Genomic DNA, 18,225 nt, shown 5'->3' on the forward strand with positions numbered 1-18,225 from the left:
CTGTTCTGTTATCCGGGCAAGAGTAATTGCTTCGGCCTGTGATCAAAGCATGTTAACAAAGACTCTCTCCGCCGATCTCTTCGCCGAAACTTCCGGGACGGCCATGCTCTCCAGTCCCTTCGACGACCTGAGCGCGGTTATCGAGACCCATAGACCTCGCGTCTTCCGCTTCTTACTTGCCTCCTTACGGGATCCGGATCTCGCGGAAACGCTCACTCAGGAGACTTTTCTTCGCGCTTGGACCTCCCGCTCCAGCTTCCGAGGCGACTGTTCCGTCTCAACCTGGCTCACCCGGATTGCGCTCAACCTCATCCGTGACCATACGCGCACCCATCGCTTCCATTTTTGGCGCAGGGTCTCCACGCAGGCGGTGGATGCGACCGAGATAGCGTCCTTCCTTCCATGTCCTGAGTCGCCGGTCGACTCTCGCATCATCGCAACCGAACAGGTCGCCATCCTTTGGCAGACGATCTCCCTGCTCTCAGCCCGCCAGCGCACCATATTCCTGCTTCGCTTTGTGGAGGAGATGGAGCTGTCTGAGATCGCAGCCGCCACGGGAATACCACTTAGCACAGTCAAAAGTCATCTCTACCGCGCGTTGACGAATATCCGGCAACGGTATGCAGAACTCACTAGGAAAAAGTTATGAACTCCCAATCTCACCTTACCCATAAACAACTATGTGATCTGCTGATCGCGGATCCCCAGGGGACCGAACCCGAACTCGCGCATCTTGATGACCATCTTCGCAATTGTCCTGACTGCACGGACGAATATGCGGCTCTCTGTTTGCCACTGGAAAACTTCCGATCCGCTACTACCGCCTGGGCCAGTCACAGTGCGGCAGCGCGGTCATGGGCTCCAGCTATTCGCTCCAAAAGCGTCGGGCATCTCGTCGGATGGATGCTCGCAACGGCCGCACTCGCCCTTGCCGTTATCGTTCCAATCACGGTTCACGAGCACACCGCCTCCAGAATTCACAGTATTACAAATGCCACATCCCACCAGCTGAACGGCCCATCTACCACCCTCGGAGATGAAGCTCTACTGGAGGAGGTCGATCAGACCGTATCCTCCTCGATTCCCAGCCCCATGCAACCGCTCGCCGACCCCACAGGCGCTCGGACAAGCCAGACCGACTCCAGCTCAAGGAAGAACTGATATGACCCGCTACTCTCTGTTGTCTTTCGCTGCCATCATCTCCCTGTATGGCCTCTCCTGTCCCGCCGAACAGCCCCTGCAGCAACCTGTCCCGCCTTCCCCAGCTGCACCCATTGCAGCTCCGGCTCCCATGCCAAGACCGGAAGGACCGCATAAGGTGCACGGCGGAGAGTACCCGCCGACGAGGGCCGGAGGTCCGGGAATGCGATCTGAGACTCGCATTGCGCCTCGCGGCATGTGGTGGAAGAATCCCGACCTCGTCCAGAAACTCTCCCTCTCTGCCGACCAGCAGAAGCGAATGGACGATATCTTCCAACAGAGTCGCCTCCAGCTCATCGATCTGAAAGCAAACGTTGAAAAGCAGGAAGTCATGCTGGAACCCATGCTCGCCGCGAATCCTCCTGACACCAACAAGGTTCTCTCCCAGATCGATCGCGTAGCCAGCGCCCGCGCGGAGCTTGAAAAAGCCAATGCCCGTATGCTGCTTGGCATCCGCGGTGTTCTTTCCACCGATCAATGGACGAAGTTACAGGCCCAGCAGCGGGATAATCAGCGCTTCCGCTTCAGGGAAGGCGTGGGTGGAGGTCCTCCTCATGGCCCAGGCGGACCAGACTTCGATCCCGGCAGACCAAGGCCGGACAGCTTGCTGCTTCCACTTGGAAGACCTGATGGACCTAACTTCGCTCCGCCGGGTCCACTCAGCATGCTCCAGCCTCCATCCCTGCCGGAGTCCACACCGTTCCTCACTGGGGGATTACCTTCCGCCAACGCGCCGGATCTGGAGGTTCCCCCTCCGCCGTCTCCCGACGTCGACCTCGATCGCTAGAGAAACATTCGTACATAGACAAAGGCTCTCGCTTTTCGCGAGAGCCTTTGTCTATGTACCCTTCGAGTGCGACTACGAACGCTTACTCTTAACCGCCTCAGTCGCCGTTGCTGCTCCGTTTGCAGGAACTGCCGGCACCTCCGAAGCTCCATCTGTGGATGCGATGTTCAGCTTCTTGCGGATCTCCGCATCGATCCGGGCGAAGATATCTTTGTTTTCCTTGAGGAAATTGCGGACATTCTCCCGGCCTTGGCCGATTCTCTCGCCAGAGTAGCTGTACCACGCTCCGCTCTTCTCCACGACACCATGCAGCACCGCCAGGTCAAGAACATCACCCTCGCGCGAGATACCCTCGCCATACAGGATGTCGAACTCGGCATCGCGGAAAGGAGCCGCAACCTTGTTCTTGACGACTTTCACCTTGGTACGCGATCCGGTGACGACATCGCCTTCCTTCACAGCGCCGATACGGCGGATATCGATACGGACGGACGAGTAAAACTTCAGCGCACGGCCACCGGTGGTCGTCTCCGGATTGCCGAACATGACGCCGATCTTGTCGCGAATCTGGTTGATGAAGATCAGGCAGGTACGCGACTTCGCCACCGTTCCAGTCAGCTTCCTCAGTGCCTGGCTCATCAGCCGTGCCTGCAGCCCCATGTGCGAATCGCCCATCTCGCCGTCAAGCTCGGCTTTGGGAACCAGCGCTGCAACCGAGTCCACTACCAGCACGTCGATCGCTCCCGATCGCACCAGCGCCTCGACGATCTCCAAGGCCTGTTCGCCGTAGTCCGGCTGCGAGACTAGCAGGTTGTCCGTGTCCACACCAAGCTTCTTCGCGTACGCCGGATCAAGCGCATGCTCGGCGTCCACGAACGCCGCCAAGCCACCTGCCTTCTGGGCCTCAGCCACAATCTGCAGCGTAATCGTCGTCTTACCCGAGGACTCAGGTCCAAATATCTCCACCACACGCCCGCGAGGAACCCCACCTACTCCAAGAGCAGCATCGAACGAGATAGAACCCGTGGAGATAACCGAGATCGGAACGATGGCCTCTTTGGCTCCCAGCCTCATAATCGAGCCCTTGCCAAACTGCTTCTCCAGCTGCGAAAGTGCCGTCTCTATTGCTTTGTTGCGGTCATCTGCCACGTAGTCTCTCCCTCGGATAACGTCAAAGCGGATTCTAGCATTTAATTGCATGAGAGCAAAGAAAAAGCGAATATTTGCTCCAAATCCTGAGAAACTCCTCTAATCGGAATGTCTTATTTTCATCCATACATCTGACTGCTCCATGCAGGGAATTGCACGTAATGTTCTGGACGCTTCTCGCAAATCCATGGAAACACAATCTTCCGGATGGCGATCGAAATGCGTTACCACGCATTATCAGTCGGGCCCTCGTTCCAATTTTGCGAATGCAAAGGAGAGCACCTGCATGAGAATTCTGAATCTGATTTCCACCCTGGCCCTGGGGATCGCAGTCCCCAGCGCCCTGGCAGCACCCCTCTGCCCTGCCGTTGGCGTCGCAACGGACTGCAATATAGTCCTTACGGTCGGTGCCGACGGTTCCCTCGCCTCAAGCGCTGGAGCCAGTCTAAGGTCGACCTATGACGGCTCCGAAGATGTAATCATCGGCGTTCTCAACAACTCCGATAGCCCCATCAGCAGCCTCAGCCTTTCCGCGACCGGCGTACCCATCTTCGCTTTCGATGGAGATGGAATCGACACTTTCGGTATCGTAAAAAATCCCGGCAACCCCGATACGACGGGATACGGGGGGCCGAACGCTTACTTTACGAATGTTGCGCCAAATTACGCCTCTGGCGTGGTTAACTTCATCACCCCCATCGCCCCTGGTGGAGGATTTGACTTCTTCTCACTCGAAGAGGCCATCACCTTCACCCAGATCGGAGGTTCCACTGGGCCGAGTGCCGTGCCGGAACCGAGCACCTTCCTGCTGCTAGGCACCGGAATAGCTGGGTTCGTTGGGAGCCTCCGCCGCCGACTTTCCGCACAATAAAATACGTCTCAGAAGCATGGCGGGGTAAACAATATCCCGCCATGTCTTTCCCCTACCGCCGCAGCAGATCCACCGGCTGATTCACATCCTCAATCCGGAAGTGACTCGCAAGCGCCGGATGGCGTTCGGCAATCGCTGTGTACATCTCCCATGCCACGCGGCGGTAGCTGAAGTGACCAGCCACTCCGGAACGGAGCTCCGCGATATAAAGCGCCTCGCCAAAGTCCATCTTGAACATCGAGCGGCACCGCGTTCCCAGCGGAAGGAGGTACTGCGCCGACTGCGCACCCTCCGGCACACCAGAATCCCGCAGCTCCCGGTAAGCCACGAACGCCGCATCCATCGCGGTGTTGTATTCGGTCTCTAGCCCGGCCTCTGCCAGAGTAGGCTGTCCAGGGCAAATCGGCTCCTCGTAACCGTGGGCATCCGTGTAGCCCTGCAGCAACTGCACGCAGCGCCGGTGACGATGCATGTCACGGAATCCACCGATATCCATGAGAATGTCGAAGCGGAATCCCTGCCCCGCACTGAACGCCCTTAGAAGTTCGTCATGCCTTCCACGATGCTTCGTTCCCAGCGCGATCAGCTCATCGCGACGGGTAGCCGACAACGCAGCAACATTAGACCGCAACTGCCGATACGAATAGTGGCAGTTGGGATAAAGCAGCGAGGTGGCAAGCTCCACCTCGAGCGGCTCTGAATCATCCAGCAGATCCACCACCGGAGCCGGCTCTATCGCCTGCCCCGCCATCAGCTCATCGGCGGCGGCCTGTAGTTCCCGCCGGCTCTCCTGCAGGTACGCACTCTCAACCGCATACTTCACCAGGGTCGGAGCCGCTTTTACAGGGCGCAACAGCATCTCGGTCGCTCGCTGTCCGCAGACCTCATCGACCGATCCGATCTCTCCGCAGAGCACCTGCGCATCGGCGTGGTACACGTTCCAGGCCGGTTCCGTAGCGGCCACGCGCAGCTTCTCGGCGATCTGACGTATCTCGGCAAACGGGCTCGTCAGCAGCCGCGAGACCTGCGTCTCCAAGGTCCTCGCGTTCACAATCTGGCCCAGCGATGTATTGGTCGCAAGCGGTAGAAGGTACCGCGCCACATCGAACGCCCGTGCCTTCAGGGTCCGCTCATAGGCCTCCGGCTTCATCGCCTCCGGCCGGACAATCGCCCCCTTCAGAGACTCCAACATTCCAGCCGCGATCTTCTGATATCCACGGAAGAGCGACTCGATCGCCTCGGTAAAATCAGCTGTCCTCTCCCCGAGATCCGGGGTATACCATCCCGATCGACGAAAATCTTGGTAGCGCGTAGATCGCTCCTGGCCATCCCACCGCTGCTCGTCCACTAGTTCAATCGCTGCCAGCAGGCTCAGACGTTCAATAGCAAACGGAATATGCGCCAGGTCCGCGATGGAGCGATGTCCATATTGGAAGTAGAAGGTGTTTAGAAACTGCTCAGCACGCTGGGCGCTGATCTCAACTAGCGACTCCTTCATGTTCAATGCAGACCGCGAGTACTTGGCCATGGCATACGCCAGCACTTCGGGGTCAGCTCCGTGAATTGCATAGACATCGGTCTCGGCAGATGGGGAAGGATTTTTCTCGTCCGGCATGGTGAACCTCAGGATACGTCACCCGGCTCTGGACTGATCCCTTCTCTGTGGAAGAGCGCCGTCACCCGAATCCTTCCGCCCGAGGAAACATCGAAAGGCAGTCCCGCGGATTCGTATAATTCGGAGACATAGCATTTGGAGGTTCATTGAGCAATCGCATCGCATTGGTTACAGGAGCTTCGCAGGGAATTGGCCGCGCCGTCGCCCTCGAGCTGGCTCGCCGTGGAGCTCACGTCGCTCTCGCAGCAAGAAACATCGAAAAGCTGACAGCCGTCGAAGCAGAGATCGCCTCCGCAGGTGGAACCGCCAAGGCCTTCGCGCTCGACGTGGCCAGCGAAGAATCCATCAAAAGCGGCATCAAGGCCGTCTTGGAACACTTCGGGAAGATTGAGATTCTCATCAACAACGCCGGAATCACGCGGGACATGCTCTCCATGCGGATGAAGCGGACCGACTGGGACGACGTCCTGATGACCAATCTTACGGGAGCGTTTCTAACCTCGCAGGCGGCGATGTCCTCCATGGTCAAAAATCGCTGGGGACGGATCATCAACATCACCTCCGTGGTCGGAGAGATGGGACAGGCCGGGCAGGCCAACTACGCCGCCTCCAAGGCTGGCCTGATCGGAATGACCAAGTCCCTTGCCCGCGAGCTCGCCAGCCGCTCCATCACTGTCAATGCGGTCGCCCCCGGCTTCATCGAAACGGCAATGACGGACGTCCTGACGGAAGAGCAGAAGAAGATGAACGCCCAGTACATTCCGCTCGGTCGCGTCGGCACCGGCTCCGAGGTCGCCCACGCGGTCGCCTTCCTCGCCTCCGATGAGGCAAGCTACATCACCGGTCACACTCTGGACGTGAACGGTGGCATGCACATGGGCTAATCGAGGACCGCGCATGCCGATCGTCATCCAGGAGGCCAGCAGTCGCCACGACATCGCCTTCGTGCGTCAGCTCATGCGCGATTACGGGAACTACCTGGCCGACAGCCCCTCCGGAGCGGCGAGCATCTGCCTCTCCAACTACGAGCAGGAGCTTCACCAGCTTCCCTCCGGTTACGCCGTGCTCCTGCTCGCCAGCGTCGACGACACGCCCGCCGGGTGTGTCGCCCTGCGGGAGATTCCCGCGAAGGAGCGCGCCTGCGAGATGAAGCGCCTCTGGGTCGACTCCGGTTTTCGTGGTCTCAGTCTTGGCCGACGCCTCATCGAAGCCGCCATCCAGTGGGCCACAGACCGCGGCTTCCACTCCATGTACCTCGACACTGTTCCCGCGGCCATGCCGGAGGCAGTCAAGCTCTACTCCTCCTTCGGCTTTGTCCCTGTCGAGCGATACAACGAGAACCCGGTCCCGGGGCTGGCCTACTTCGCTAAGCGATTGCATTAACGTCCGATAACTAGGAAAAGTTTGTTGTCGTAACAGGTTCCATCTGCGCCTGGGGTTCAAGTAAAGCTTAAAGGAATCCCTCCATCCCTCTGTAGATGAACCTTGGCTGGTACAAACTCCACAGGCATCGAAAGATATCCATTGACCCCCGGCGCTATGCTGTTTACTTTGTGGCTAATGGGCGCCATGCAAACACTTCCTGCCGAGATTGAGAACGAGTCCTCTGAGGCTCTTTCGATTGCAATGAACATTGGAAATACCATCCGGGGCTATCGCCTCCAGAGAGGCATGTCCCAGGGCGACATCGAAAAGCGGACTGGACTTCTCCGCTGCTATCTTTCCCGCGTAGAGAACGGTCATACGGTCCCCTCTCTTGAGACACTGCAGAAGATCGCCCGGGCTCTCGACCTGCAGCTGGCGGAGTTCTTCGCGGAGGAGATCGTCAGCAAAGAGATGTCCCCCCTTCGTCTGGACGAGGACGAGATTCGCTTTTTGACTCAGGTTCAGCGCTACTCCGCCAACCTCAGCGAAAACGATCGTCGGCTTCTGCTGGCGATGGTTCGTAAGTTCGCCCAGACGGCGCTCAGCTAACGAGCTGCCGGGGCTACCGCAGGTTTGCTATCCAGTATCCAAACAGCGCCAGAAGCAGCCCCGCCACCGCAAAGGTGACCTTCTGGCGCGCGAGGTAACGCGACCGTCCACTGGTCATGCGCGGAACCAGGGGAACGCCAAGACCGAGCCCGCTCAAAAACCCTCCCACATGAGCTGAATTATCGATTCGGATAATGGGGAGGACGATGGTCGCCAGACCGATCACAAGGTTCAGCGCGGCAAATTGGATCACTGACCGGCGCAGGCGGTGGAGCTCAAAGGCAGGAATCGGAAGCTTGCGATTCGACAGCAGGATAATCAGGATCCCGGCGATCCCGAAGACGGCGCCGGAAGCTCCTGCTCCGACGGAGATGAAGTCCCGCGTAAAGATATTGACCAGCAGGCTCAGAAGATTACCCGCCACCCCTGTCAGGATGTAGACCGCCACCATACCCCAGGGGCCAAGAAGCGGTTCGCCAAGCAATCCCAGGTTCCATAGGCACCACATGTTCGTCAGCAGGTGAATCAAACCTACATGCACGAAGGTCGCGCTCAACAGCCGGTACCACTGGCCATGCAGGACAAGAGCGGGTACGTTCGCCCCGAAATGAATCAGTTGGACTGGAGTGGGAGAGGCCGGGTCGACCCCGTGAAGAACCATCCAGAGAAAGACGGCGCAGTTGATCCCGACCAGTACATAAGTACCAGGAGCCGAAAGAATGCTTCGCGTACGCCGACGCGGTGGGACGTCTTCGGCGATATAGGCACCGGGCGGATCACCGGACGGAAGGATCTCGCCTTCAGGCTGATAAGAGGATGACATGTGGTCTTTCCTTCTAAGCTACCAAATGCTGAAGCCGAGACGAAGACCGTTCCAGAACGTGAGGGCCAGAATGACTCTACGTTGCTGTGACCCTGCCGGAATTAGGCTGCCTTGGTAAAGCGGTTACGAAGATCAGAGGGGATGTGCTGCTGTACCATCTCTCCCAGGAACCCGGGAAGTGGCGTAGCAACGGCGACCAGGACCCACAGAAGTGTTGAGAGCACAAGACCTGTCACGGCGACGGCTTCGAGCGAGATAGCGACAGCATGGGCCTGATAGAGATGAAGCTCAACTTTGCCGACATGGGTAATCAGTTCGACTCTGTGAATGATCACCGCCGCAAGCAGGAAAGCGACGATCGACAGTGTGCTGACGGAGATCAGCAGAACGTCGATGGTACGGGCTACGCGCTGACGGCGACGGCAGTGGCTGCACTCGGTGAAATGCTGCTCGTAGTCGGTTCGCATCGCCGGCGACAATCCCGAGATGTCATAACGCCAGCCGGAGAGAATCGCTCCCACAACCTGATCGGTACAGGTGGTGGAGCGTTCTGACCTTGCGCCTCGAGAGTCGAATGCAAATCTTTTCATCATCTTTTCAGATTTCCATTTTACCGTGTTTGATGCCCCGGCGAGATGAAAGATTGATCTTCGAAGTAGCTGTTCCGATACCTTGAGACACCGCAAAGCACGTAAGCATTTGAATCATAAAGAGATGGGAGAGAGCGGGGCCGTCTGTTCGGCCAGAAGAATTCGGTTCCCCAACAGCGTCGGATGGTTCATCATCGCTTGTTCGGCGCATAATCGCGCAAGCTCTGGCGCGTTATTGGACTCCGATAGATGACCTAGAACGATATAAGCAGCGCTGCCATCGTAGTCGCGTTCCAGGAACTCGGCAGTCGCAAGGTTGGAAAGATGCCCCACACGCGAGAGAACGCGCTGCTTTACGCTCCAGGGATACGGTCCGTCCTTCAGCATCTCCAGATCATGATTCGATTCGAGTAACAGGACGTCGATCCGCTTCAAAGCCGCCTTAACATTGGGAGGCATATAGCCCAGGTCGGTCGCCAGGGCCATACGAACACCCTCCGACGAAAATACAAAACCGCAGGGATCAGCCGCATCGTGCGGAATTGTAAAAGGAGTGACCTCGATATCACCGATGCAGAATTGTCGGCCGGAGTGGAAATACTCTACTGCAGGCAGGAATGTCGGGTCAGCCTTGGTAGAGGACTTTGCGGCTGTCTCGGGTTCGTCCGGTTCGCCGCAACCTGCTGAAGATGGATCTTCTGCTTCGGCTGACATGCTGTCGCAGATTCCCGGCTTTTGTTCAGCCGCATCCAGAGCCACTGCGTTAGCTCGCGCTTCCTTCTCTCGCTGCACGTGATCGAGCCACTGCGCGTAGGACATCGTCGTCCGGGGCTTGACCATACGGACCCAGGCACGGTGCGTAGGCTCGGTGAAGTAGACGGGGATGCCCAATCTTCTTGCCAGAACACCCAGTCCGGCAACGTGATCCTGGTGCTCATGGGTAATCAGGATGGCGTCCAGCAGAGCTGGATCTTCTCCCGCAGACGCCATGCGCTTTATCAGTTCGCGGCACGACAATCCCGCATCTACCAGGACCCGAGTCTTCGAAGAAGAGATGACTGTGCTGTTTCCCTTGGAGCCGGAGGCAAGCACTGTCATTCGCATCATTGATCTAAGATACGCTCGAATCTTGTGAGTTTTTGGCCGGGTTTACTGGTTTGGTTCCGATAAATCCGGGATTCGCCCGATCTGAGCCACATCAGCCCGCAAAAAACCGAACCTCGTCCACGGGACGTCGTCAGTTCCTGACCTCGCCACTCCGCACGGAAGATGGAAGAGAGAAACGTTCGGTGCTCTTCACTTCTGTCCGGGCGAACGCAGAGGGGCCAGAAAATTTACGGTCGAGCGCAAAACCACCTCGTCGCGCTGGTTTAAGGCGAGTGTCCGGGTGCGCACCACACCATAATCCGGCCGAGAGTTGGAGTGTCTGACACCGACGACCTCGATCTCCGTGCGAATCGTGTCACCGGGCCGGACCGGCTGGGTCCATCTCATCTCCTCAACGCCGGCTCCGATCATGCCTCCAGCTACCGGGACCGACTGCACCCTTAGTCGCATGACGATTGCGGCAGTCAACCAACCAGAGGCAGCAAGACCCTTGAAAAACGATCCCTCGCCCGCAGCCTCGTCCAGATGAAACGGCTGAGGATCGTACTTCTGGCCAAACTCCTTGATCTCCTCAGCGGTTACTTTGGCGCTGCCGACCGAGTTCATCTTCTGGCCGACGTAAAAGTCTTCAAAGTACATCTCTTTCGGCATGGAATCTCCTGGACGGTAGTGTACCTTCCCCCGTGTTGAGCTGGCATCCGTCCAGAGATCTGGCACCTACGAGTACCAATAGAAACCCCGACCGGATTTGCGTCCCAGCCAGCCGGCATCCACCATGCGGACCAGCAGAGGGCATGGACGATACTTCGGATCCCCGGTCCCCTCCTCCAGGACACGCATGATGTCCAGGCAGACATCCAGCCCGATAAAATCGGCGAGCGTCAGCGGTCCCATCGGGTGAGCCATTCCAAGCTGGAAGATCTTATCCACAGCCTCTGCCGTGGCCACATTCTCCATCACTGCGAAGATCGCCTCATTGATCAGCGGCATCAGCACACGATTGGAGATGAAACCTGCCGCATCGTTCACCTCGACGGGAGTCTTGCCGAGCTGGATCGCAACGGAGCGCACCGCTTCGAAGGTCTGCTGGGAGGTCTGGAGCCCTCGGATCACCTCGATGAGCTGCATCACAGGAACAGGATTGAAGAAGTGCATCCCAATGACCTGCTGCGGGCGTGAAGTTTGGGCCGCGAGTTTTGTAATCGAAATGGAGCTAGTATTGGTCGCGAGAATCACCTCGGGACGCAGGATCCGATCGAGATCCTGGAAGAGCTCCCGCTTTACCTGGAACCTCTCCGTCGCTGCCTCGATGAGAAAGTCACATCGCGAAAGAGACGCCCGATCGGCTGTAGGAACGATCCTGGCTCGGGCTTCGTCGGCCTGCTGCTGCGTAATCTTGTTTTTTGCGACTTCACGGCCGAGATTCTTCTCGATCGTGGCAAGACCCAGGTCGAGAAGATTTTGCGTTACATCACACAAGAGGACTTCATAGCCCGAACGAGCCGCTACGTGCGCAATGCCATTGCCCATGGTCCCTGCACCGATTACAGCGATCGTCTTGATCTCATTCATAGTGAGAGCCAAATCCACCTCAGTCGCTACTACTGACAGCGACATCTCCTTGGCCGGAATGAGGCGCTAGAGTCACCAGGACGACCGTGATGTTGTCGTTCCCACCCTTACGGTTTGCTGCCTCGACAAGTTCTCTGCAGGCGGAGTGCAATGCGCCCTCCGTGATCCGGTACGGCATTCGGCAAAGAACGTTGGCTATCTCATCGTCCGTCAGGTCACGGGTCAGACCATCGGACGCCAGCAGAAAGAGATCCTGCTCTTCAGCGGAAAAGGCGTAAATCTCTGGCTCCACGGAAGCCTGGGTGCCAACGGCCCGGGTAATAAGATTGCGCATCGGAGATTCCAAGGCCTGGGCCTCTGTAATCTGGCCGGCCCGAACCTGCTCCTCCACGATGGAGTGATCCGCCGTGAGGCGTTCCAGACGATGCTGGCGCCATAGATAAGCCCGGCTGTCTCCCACATGCACAAGCCAGAAGGCCGGGATCGACGGGCTGTCGCCATTCCGATCCCGCGAGGCTGCAGTGGAATTCTCTTCGCTGACCGGCGTATGCACAACTCCGACCAGGGTTGTTCCCATACCGGCAAGATGCGGCGCCTTGCGTGCCTGCTGGTATACGGCCCGGTTGGCCGCCTGGACCGCGCCTGCGATCCGTGACCGAATCCGCGGTGGCGTCTGGCTTGAATGCGCTCCATCCCGCGAAAGAGAAGAGATAAAGGTCTCCGCTGCCAGATGGCTGGCAATCTCTCCCCCGGCCGCGCCCCCCATTCCGTCACAAACCACAAACACGCCATGTAACGGAGCTGCAGCGCACACGTCTTCGTTCCGGCGCCTTACCCGGCCCCGGTCCGACAACATCGCGAAGATGGGTTCTGTATTCGCCATGCCAAAATTGGGCCCGGAGAAAACAATACACGCCGACCGGAAGAAGGCAAAGACTGAGTTACTGTTGAGGAGGAAATGAAAGAGACGGGGCCACTTCAGAACGGCAACCGCATCCTGCTGGCAGACAACCTTCAGGCGCTGCGAGAGCTGGCGAGCGAGTCCGTAGAGTTGATCTACGTTGATCCTCCCTTCAACACGGGGCGAGTCCAGAGCCGCCCGCAACTCCGAACCATTCGCGATGAAAAGGGCGATCGGACCGGCTTCGGAGGGCGGCGTTACCGCACCGAGCGCGTAACCGGTGAAAGAGCTGGAACCGGTTACGCTGATCAATTCGACGATTTTCTCGGATTCCTCCGGCCGCGCATGGAAGAGGCCTATCGAATCCTCAGTCCGGCAGGCTCCCTCTTCTTCCACATCGACTACCGTGAGGTGCATTACTGCAAGGTCATGCTGGACGAGATCTTCAGCGTTGAAGGCGGTCATCGAGGGCGGGACTGCTTCCAGAATGAGATTATCTGGGCGTACGACTATGGAGCGCGGGCAAAGAAGCGCTGGCCCGCCAAACACGACAATCTCCTCTGGTATACGAAGGATCCAAAGCGCTACACCTTCAACCTGGACGAGTGCGACCGTATCCCCTATATGGCCCCCGGCCTGGTCGGGGAGGAGAAGGCCGCGCGGGGGAAGACCCCTACCGATGTCTGGTGGCACACGATCGTCTCCCCCACCGGGAAAGAGAAGACGGGTTACGCCACCCAGAAGCCGCTGGGGATCCTGGAACGGATCGTCAAGGTGCACACGAATCCGGGCGAGACCGTGTTGGACTTTTTTGCTGGCAGCGGCACGGCAGGAGAAGCAGCGGCCAAAAACGGCCGCCACTTCCTCCTGATCGACGCCAGCGAGGATGCCGTCCGGGTCATGAAGCGCCGACTCGCAGCTTACCTGCCGTCCAAAATCTAAGTATTGTTCGGATCGATCGATTTGAAGCCGTAGGTCTCGTATCGAGTCGAAAGTCTCCCATTCTCGACCGTAACGACGGTAAAGCCTTCAGGGGTTCCCATGCGGGTTCCACGCCACCAGTTGCCGGAGACAGCGCCGGAGGTGATGTATGGGATCCCGTGCCATTCGACCCGCTCGTTAATGTGGGTGTGCCCCTGCAGCACTCCAAGCACATTGTGTCCCTCGAAGAGTGGGAGAACCTCATTCGCGTTGATCACGGTGAGACCGTGGTGTGCCTCAGGTTTGGCCGGGACCGCGACGTAGGAAGAGAAGGCCGAGACCAGCGGAATGTGGACGGAGACGATGACAGGCGTTCCCTGGGGCAAAGCGGCCAGATCCTGTGAGATCCACTGCATCTGTTCCGGATCGATACGGCCTTCGTAGGCGCGATCCGAGGTGATGCCGATTGAATCCAGAACCATGAAATGGTGCCCCTTGTGGTCGAAGGAGTAGTAAGTCCTGCCGAACCGCTCCTCGAAGAGCTTTTTCCCGTACAGGGAATCGGTCGGGGGCACACCGCTCTGCGGGTAGATCCCCACGACGTCATGATTGCCCAGGGTGTGGTGCAGCTTCATTCCGAGATCCTGCTCGGTCTTGCCGTAGAGATCAAAGAGGGACAGAGCCCGCTGTTTCGGCACTGCGAGCGAATCGAATACATGATCTCCACCCTGGATTGCGAAGTCTGCCTTAATCCCACGTGCCTTCCTGAAGGCCATATCTGTACCGTGTGCCGCATCCAGCTCCGGCTGCAGATGCGTGTCAGTAAGAAAGAGGAAGGTGAAGGATTCCGGGGTCGGAGCAGCGATAAGGGTCGATGGCAGGGCCGATGCAGCTCCTGCAGCTCCCATAAGAGCGAAAAATTTGCGACGAGTCGTTTTCACGCAGATATTTTAGGACTCGCGTATGACAGCAGGAAGAATAGACTACTGCGGATACCCTTCGTCGTAGAATCGAAAGATGAAGTATCTGGTGGCTCTTCTGGCAGTTGCGGGTGTCGTTGTGTCGGCGATGGCGCTTCATGTGCACTACATGGATCCCTCCCAGGCGCCCCCTTGCGCAGTGACCGAGAGGTTCGATTGTGGTGCAGTCAATCACAGCAGATTCGCAGTCCTCCCACCACGCACCTTCGACGAGCCTCCGACGGGCGGCCATCACATTCCGATCGCGACTGTTGGCATCGTGGGCTATCTCCTGATCGCGGGTCTTGCATTGGCCGAATGGTGGTGGCTGGCCTTCCAGGCATCGCTGGTCGGCTTCATGTGCGCCTGTTTTTTGAGCTATCTTGAGGCCTTTATTCTCGAGAAATGGTGCATCTACTGCTTATGGTCGCAGGGAATCATGACAGCAATCCTGCTGATAACGGGAGCCGTGCTGGCCATACGAACCATGCGAATGCGCAAGATGATGCCTTTTGAAAGGTAGGATCCGGAAGAATGTGGCCCAGAGTACTCATGCAACTTGTCGAACTACTGCCGCACGTGTCCCGCCTGGTCCCCATCGCAGACCGTTACCTCTCTTCGAAGGCCTCCGGCGAACGCGCCAGTGAGATGGCGCTAGCGAGCCTGGCCGAGGGAGTACAGACCGACCTTGGGCAGGTGACCAAGGCACACACAGCACTCTACCGTCAGCTGCAGGCGCAAGGGACGCAGATCTCCGCCGTTGGAGATGAGGTCCACAAGGCCCGGGCTTCGCTGGAGGCATCGGATCGGCGAGTCGTCGCTCTGGAACAGCGGGTGAATTCGCTGAACCTCTGGATTCGCATCGGAGTCATCGTAATAACGGTTCTTCTGATCGTGGTGATCGGTCTTCTGCTGCGGAAATAAAGTTGCCGCTCGCGCCAGAGCGTAAAATAACGGTATGGGAATCAGCCGCGAACAAGCCCTGGACTGCTTCAACAGCGACGATCTGATCGGCATCGGCATGGAAGCAGATGCGGTTCGCCGACGTCTGCATCCCGAGGGTGTTGTCAGCTACATCATCGATCGGAATATCAACTACACAAACTTCTGCACGGAGTACTGCACCTTCTGCGCCTTCTATCGTCCCCTGAAGGGAAAGATGGCGTCAGAGGGGTACATCCTGGACTTCGACACGATCTATCAGAAGATTGCCGAGACAGTCGAGATGGGAGGCACCGGCGTGCTGATGCAGGGGGGTCTGCATCCCGATCTGAAGATCGACTGGTTCGAGGGCCTGTTCCGTGGTATTCGGGAGCGATTCCCTTCAGTCTGGCTTCACTGCCTGTCTGCGAGCGAGATTCTCGCGATCGCAGAGTATTCCGAGCTGAGCCTCCGCGACACGATCATGCGTCTGCGCGATGCCGGCCTGCAATCCATTCCCGGGGGTGGCGCTGAGATTCTGGATGACGAGGTTCGCCACCGCATTGCCCGTCTGAAGTGCAAGACAGAGGATTGGGTATCGGTCCATCGCACCGCCCACGAGCTTGGCATGCGAACGACAGCGACGATGATGTTTGGGGTAGGCGAGACCTTCGAACAGCGCGTGAATCACTTCGAGGTGGTTCGCCGCCTGCAGGAAGAGACTGGCGGTTTCACCGCCTTCATCCCCTGGAGCTTTCAGCCCAACAATACTGCGCTCGGAGGCCGGGGATGGGATGAGGCGACCTCGGTCGAGTATCTCAAGACGCTGGCCATCTCGCGCATGTACCTCGACAACATCGAAAATGTGCAGTCAAGTTGGGTGACCCAGGGTCTCAAAGTGCTACAGATGGGACTGCGCTTTGGCGGAAACGATGTCGGGTCAGTGATGCTGGAGGAGAACGTCGTCAAGGCAGCAGGAACCTCCAACTGTACGACCGAAGAGGAGCTGAGGCGTATCATCCGGGATGCCGGATTCAGGCCTGTACAACGGGATACCCTGTACCGAACCATGTTCTTGAACTGAGCTTTCCAAGCGCTCATTCGGAGAATCTCTTCACGTAAAATTGGTTCGGCTAGAATTGAGTTTTCGAACCGGAGCAGCGTCCTGTCCCTTTTGCCCCCATACCTGACCTCGGCCCTCGGGCTGTTCATGGCCCCGCATGGATTCGGCCATTATTGGAAGTCGCATTATCTCGATCAGACGTTCAAGGGGCTGTATCGCTGGAACGCCTTCGATACCTGGCTCCTGATTCCCTACTTTGTCGTGATGGTGATTCTGGCGTTTTATGGCATCCATCGCTACCAGCTGGTCTGGCTGTACTACCGCAATCGCAAGAATGCCACCAAGTGGAATGAGCCAGCGGCGCGGTTTGAAGACGACAATCTGCCCTTTGTCACCATTCAGCTTCCGATCTTCAATGAGCAGTTCGTTATCGATCGGCTGATCGACGCCTGCTGCCGGTTGAATTATCCGCGCGATCGGTTTGAGATTCAGCTGCTCGACGACTCCACCGACGAGACTACCGTGGTCGCGCAGCAGATCGTCGAACGCTATGCCACGGGTTTTGCCGGAATGGATCCGCAACCCATCACCTACATCCATCGCACCAACCGCCACGGCTACAAGGCTGGTGCACTCGATGCGGGCCTTAAAGTGGCTCGAGGTGAGCTGGTCGCCATCTTCGATGCGGATTTCGTTCCGCCTCGAGAGTGGATCATGCAGGTCATTCATCACTTCGCCGAGCCTGAGATTGGAATGGTTCAGACTCGATGGACCCACCTCAACCGGGATTACAGCTTCCTGACCCAGGTGGAAGCCATCATGCTGGACGGACATTTTGTGCTGGAGCATGGGGGCCGATCGCGCGCCGGAGTGTTCTTCAACTTCAACGGAACGGCTGGCATGTGGCGTCGTGAGACCATATCGAGCGCAGGTGGATGGCAGCACGACACATTGACGGAAGATACGGATCTGAGTTATCGCGCGCAGATGGTGGGCTGGCAGTTTAAATATCTGCAGGACGTGGAATGTCCGGCTGAACTGCCCATCGAGATGACGGCCTTCAAGACCCAGCAGGCGCGCTGGGCCAAGGGATTGATCCAGACCGGCAAGAAGATTCTTCCGCGCGTGTTGAAGAGCGATGCACCGTGGCACACCAAGCTCGAGGCCTGGTATCACCTGACAGCAAATATCAGTTATCCGCTGATGATCGTCCTTAGCGTTCTCTTGATGCCTGCGATGATCATTCGAAGCTGGCAGGGACTGCTGCAGATGCTGCTGATCGACTTGCCCCTGTTTATGGCCAGCACGATGTCTGTCTCAAGTTTTTATCTCGTTAGCCAGAAGGAGCTGTTCCCAAAGAGCTGGGGGAAGACGCTTCTTTATCTTCCTTTTCTGATGGCTCTTGGTGTCGGTCTTACGATTACAAACACCAAGGCGGTAATGGAAGCTTTGTTGGGGGTTCAATCTGCTTTTGCACGCACGCCGAAGTACCGCGTCAATAAAAAGGGCGAGAAGAGCCAGGCCAAGAAGTACCGTAAACGCCTCGGAATCATTCCATGGATTGAGCTGGCGATCGGAACCTACTTCGCCGCAACCGTCTGGTATGCGATCACGACCGAAAACTATTTCACCGTGCCGTTTCTTGTACTCTTCGTTTTTGGCTACTGGTACACGGGCCTGCTGAGCTTACTGCAGGGGCGCTTTGAGCGCTTTGGAACGGCCGGCCAGGAGTTCCACGAAAAACCCTATCCGATGGGAATTTAGCGCTCCGA

21 protein-coding genes are annotated in these 18,225 nt (G+C 57.7%); 12 read left to right on the forward strand and 9 right to left on the reverse strand.

Annotated elements, in window-relative coordinates:
- Positions 1-49 precede the first annotated feature (49 nt).
- Genes JAO29_RS00535 through JAO29_RS00545 form a run of 3 tightly spaced genes read left to right on the forward strand, consistent with a single transcriptional unit; the run spans position 50 to position 1,987 of the window.
- On the forward strand, positions 50-649 hold the full coding sequence (locus JAO29_RS00535; protein WP_334266214.1) for an RNA polymerase sigma factor: 600 nt from the start codon (positions 50-52) through the stop codon (positions 647-649).
- Complete coding sequence (locus JAO29_RS00540; protein WP_334266215.1) at positions 646-1,161, forward strand: hypothetical protein; 516 nt, start codon at positions 646-648, stop codon at positions 1,159-1,161. Before JAO29_RS00535 ends, JAO29_RS00540 begins: the two co-directional genes overlap by 4 nt.
- A 1-nt stretch (position 1,162) precedes the next feature.
- Entirely contained in the window at positions 1,163-1,987 is an 825-nt protein-coding gene (locus JAO29_RS00545; protein ID WP_334266216.1) for a Spy/CpxP family protein refolding chaperone, read from the forward strand.
- A gap of 72 nt (positions 1,988-2,059) precedes the next feature.
- Here the strand turns inward: JAO29_RS00545 and recA are convergent, their stop codons facing one another.
- Positions 2,060-3,136 carry a recombinase RecA gene (recA, locus tag JAO29_RS00550; protein WP_334266217.1) on the reverse strand — a complete coding sequence of 359 codons (1,077 nt, stop codon included), beginning with the start codon at positions 3,134-3,136 and terminating at the stop codon, positions 2,060-2,062.
- Positions 3,137-3,422: 286 nt separating this feature from the next.
- On the opposite strand from recA, the gene JAO29_RS00555 reads away from it, so the two are divergent.
- Positions 3,423-4,007, forward strand: a complete 585-nt coding sequence (locus tag JAO29_RS00555; protein ID WP_334266218.1) for a PEP-CTERM sorting domain-containing protein — start codon at positions 3,423-3,425, stop codon at positions 4,005-4,007.
- Positions 4,008-4,059: 52 nt separating this feature from the next.
- Here JAO29_RS00555 and JAO29_RS00560 read toward each other — a convergent pair whose 3' ends face one another.
- Positions 4,060-5,622: an FAD-dependent thymidylate synthase gene (locus tag JAO29_RS00560; RefSeq protein ID WP_334266219.1), complete on the reverse strand. Its 1,563-nt coding sequence runs from the start codon at positions 5,620-5,622 to the stop codon at positions 4,060-4,062.
- Between the two features lie 146 nt (positions 5,623-5,768).
- Between JAO29_RS00560 and fabG the strand changes: the two genes are divergently transcribed.
- From fabG to JAO29_RS00575, 3 genes are all read left to right on the forward strand, one after another.
- The gene (gene fabG / locus JAO29_RS00565; protein WP_334266220.1) at positions 5,769-6,506 is read left to right on the forward strand and encodes a 3-oxoacyl-[acyl-carrier-protein] reductase; all 738 of its coding nucleotides are present in this window, start codon (positions 5,769-5,771) and stop codon (positions 6,504-6,506) included.
- A 13-nt stretch (positions 6,507-6,519) separates the two neighbouring features.
- Positions 6,520-7,005, forward strand: coding sequence for a GNAT family N-acetyltransferase (locus tag JAO29_RS00570; protein WP_334266221.1), 486 nt, complete (start codon positions 6,520-6,522; stop codon positions 7,003-7,005).
- Between the two features lie 186 nt (positions 7,006-7,191).
- The gene (locus JAO29_RS00575; RefSeq protein ID WP_334266222.1) at positions 7,192-7,596 is read left to right on the forward strand and encodes a helix-turn-helix domain-containing protein; all 405 of its coding nucleotides are present in this window, start codon (positions 7,192-7,194) and stop codon (positions 7,594-7,596) included.
- Positions 7,597-7,609: 13 nt separating this feature from the next.
- On the opposite strand, the gene JAO29_RS00580 is transcribed toward JAO29_RS00575, so the two are convergent.
- The 6 genes from JAO29_RS00580 to JAO29_RS00605 form a co-directional block, all read right to left on the reverse strand.
- Positions 7,610-8,419, reverse strand: a complete 810-nt coding sequence (locus tag JAO29_RS00580; RefSeq protein ID WP_334266223.1) for a rhomboid family intramembrane serine protease — start codon at positions 8,417-8,419, stop codon at positions 7,610-7,612.
- Between the two features lie 101 nt (positions 8,420-8,520).
- Complete coding sequence (locus JAO29_RS00585) at positions 8,521-9,012, reverse strand: hypothetical protein (protein WP_334266224.1); 492 nt, start codon at positions 9,010-9,012, stop codon at positions 8,521-8,523.
- Between the two features lie 111 nt (positions 9,013-9,123).
- A complete protein-coding gene (locus tag JAO29_RS00590) occupies positions 9,124-10,116 on the reverse strand; it encodes an MBL fold metallo-hydrolase (RefSeq protein WP_334266225.1) in 993 nt (330 codons plus the stop codon).
- Positions 10,117-10,305: 189 nt separating this feature from the next.
- Positions 10,306-10,767 carry a MaoC family dehydratase gene (locus tag JAO29_RS00595; protein WP_334266226.1) on the reverse strand — a complete coding sequence of 154 codons (462 nt, stop codon included), beginning with the start codon at positions 10,765-10,767 and terminating at the stop codon, positions 10,306-10,308.
- Between the two features lie 66 nt (positions 10,768-10,833).
- Positions 10,834-11,688 (reverse strand): 3-hydroxybutyryl-CoA dehydrogenase, encoded by an 855-nt coding sequence (locus JAO29_RS00600; protein WP_334266227.1) that lies wholly within the window; start codon positions 11,686-11,688, stop codon positions 10,834-10,836.
- A gap of 19 nt (positions 11,689-11,707) precedes the next feature.
- Positions 11,708-12,571, reverse strand: a complete 864-nt coding sequence (locus JAO29_RS00605; protein ID WP_334266228.1) for a PP2C family protein-serine/threonine phosphatase — start codon at positions 12,569-12,571, stop codon at positions 11,708-11,710.
- Between the two features lie 75 nt (positions 12,572-12,646).
- On the opposite strand from JAO29_RS00605, the gene JAO29_RS00610 reads away from it, so the two are divergent.
- Positions 12,647-13,531: a DNA-methyltransferase gene (locus tag JAO29_RS00610; protein ID WP_334266229.1), complete on the forward strand. Its 885-nt coding sequence runs from the start codon at positions 12,647-12,649 to the stop codon at positions 13,529-13,531.
- Here JAO29_RS00610 and JAO29_RS00615 read toward each other — a convergent pair.
- Positions 13,528-14,451, reverse strand: coding sequence for a metallophosphoesterase family protein (locus JAO29_RS00615; protein WP_334266230.1), 924 nt, complete (start codon positions 14,449-14,451; stop codon positions 13,528-13,530). The two genes, JAO29_RS00610 and JAO29_RS00615, sit on opposite strands and share 4 nt — an antisense overlap.
- Before the next feature lie 76 nt (positions 14,452-14,527).
- Here JAO29_RS00615 and JAO29_RS00620 point away from each other — a divergent pair, with 76 nt between their 5' ends.
- The 4 genes from JAO29_RS00620 (at position 14,528) to JAO29_RS00635 (ending at position 18,217) form a co-directional block, all read left to right on the forward strand.
- Entirely contained in the window at positions 14,528-14,992 is a 465-nt protein-coding gene (locus JAO29_RS00620; protein WP_334266231.1) for a vitamin K epoxide reductase family protein, read from the forward strand.
- Between the two features lie 29 nt (positions 14,993-15,021).
- Positions 15,022-15,393, forward strand: coding sequence for a hypothetical protein (locus tag JAO29_RS00625; protein ID WP_334266232.1), 372 nt, complete (start codon positions 15,022-15,024; stop codon positions 15,391-15,393).
- A gap of 34 nt (positions 15,394-15,427) precedes the next feature.
- A complete protein-coding gene (mqnC, locus tag JAO29_RS00630) occupies positions 15,428-16,474 on the forward strand; it encodes a cyclic dehypoxanthinyl futalosine synthase (protein ID WP_334266233.1) in 1,047 nt (348 codons plus the stop codon).
- A gap of 126 nt (positions 16,475-16,600) precedes the next feature.
- Positions 16,601-18,217 (forward strand): cellulose synthase family protein, encoded by a 1,617-nt coding sequence (locus JAO29_RS00635; RefSeq protein WP_334266600.1) that lies wholly within the window; start codon positions 16,601-16,603, stop codon positions 18,215-18,217.
- Positions 18,218-18,225 lie beyond the last annotated feature (8 nt).

The sequence above is a fragment of the Edaphobacter sp. HDX4 genome (assembly GCF_036877565.1).
In the GTDB taxonomy this organism is placed as follows: Bacteria; Acidobacteriota; Terriglobia; order Terriglobales; family Acidobacteriaceae; genus Edaphobacter.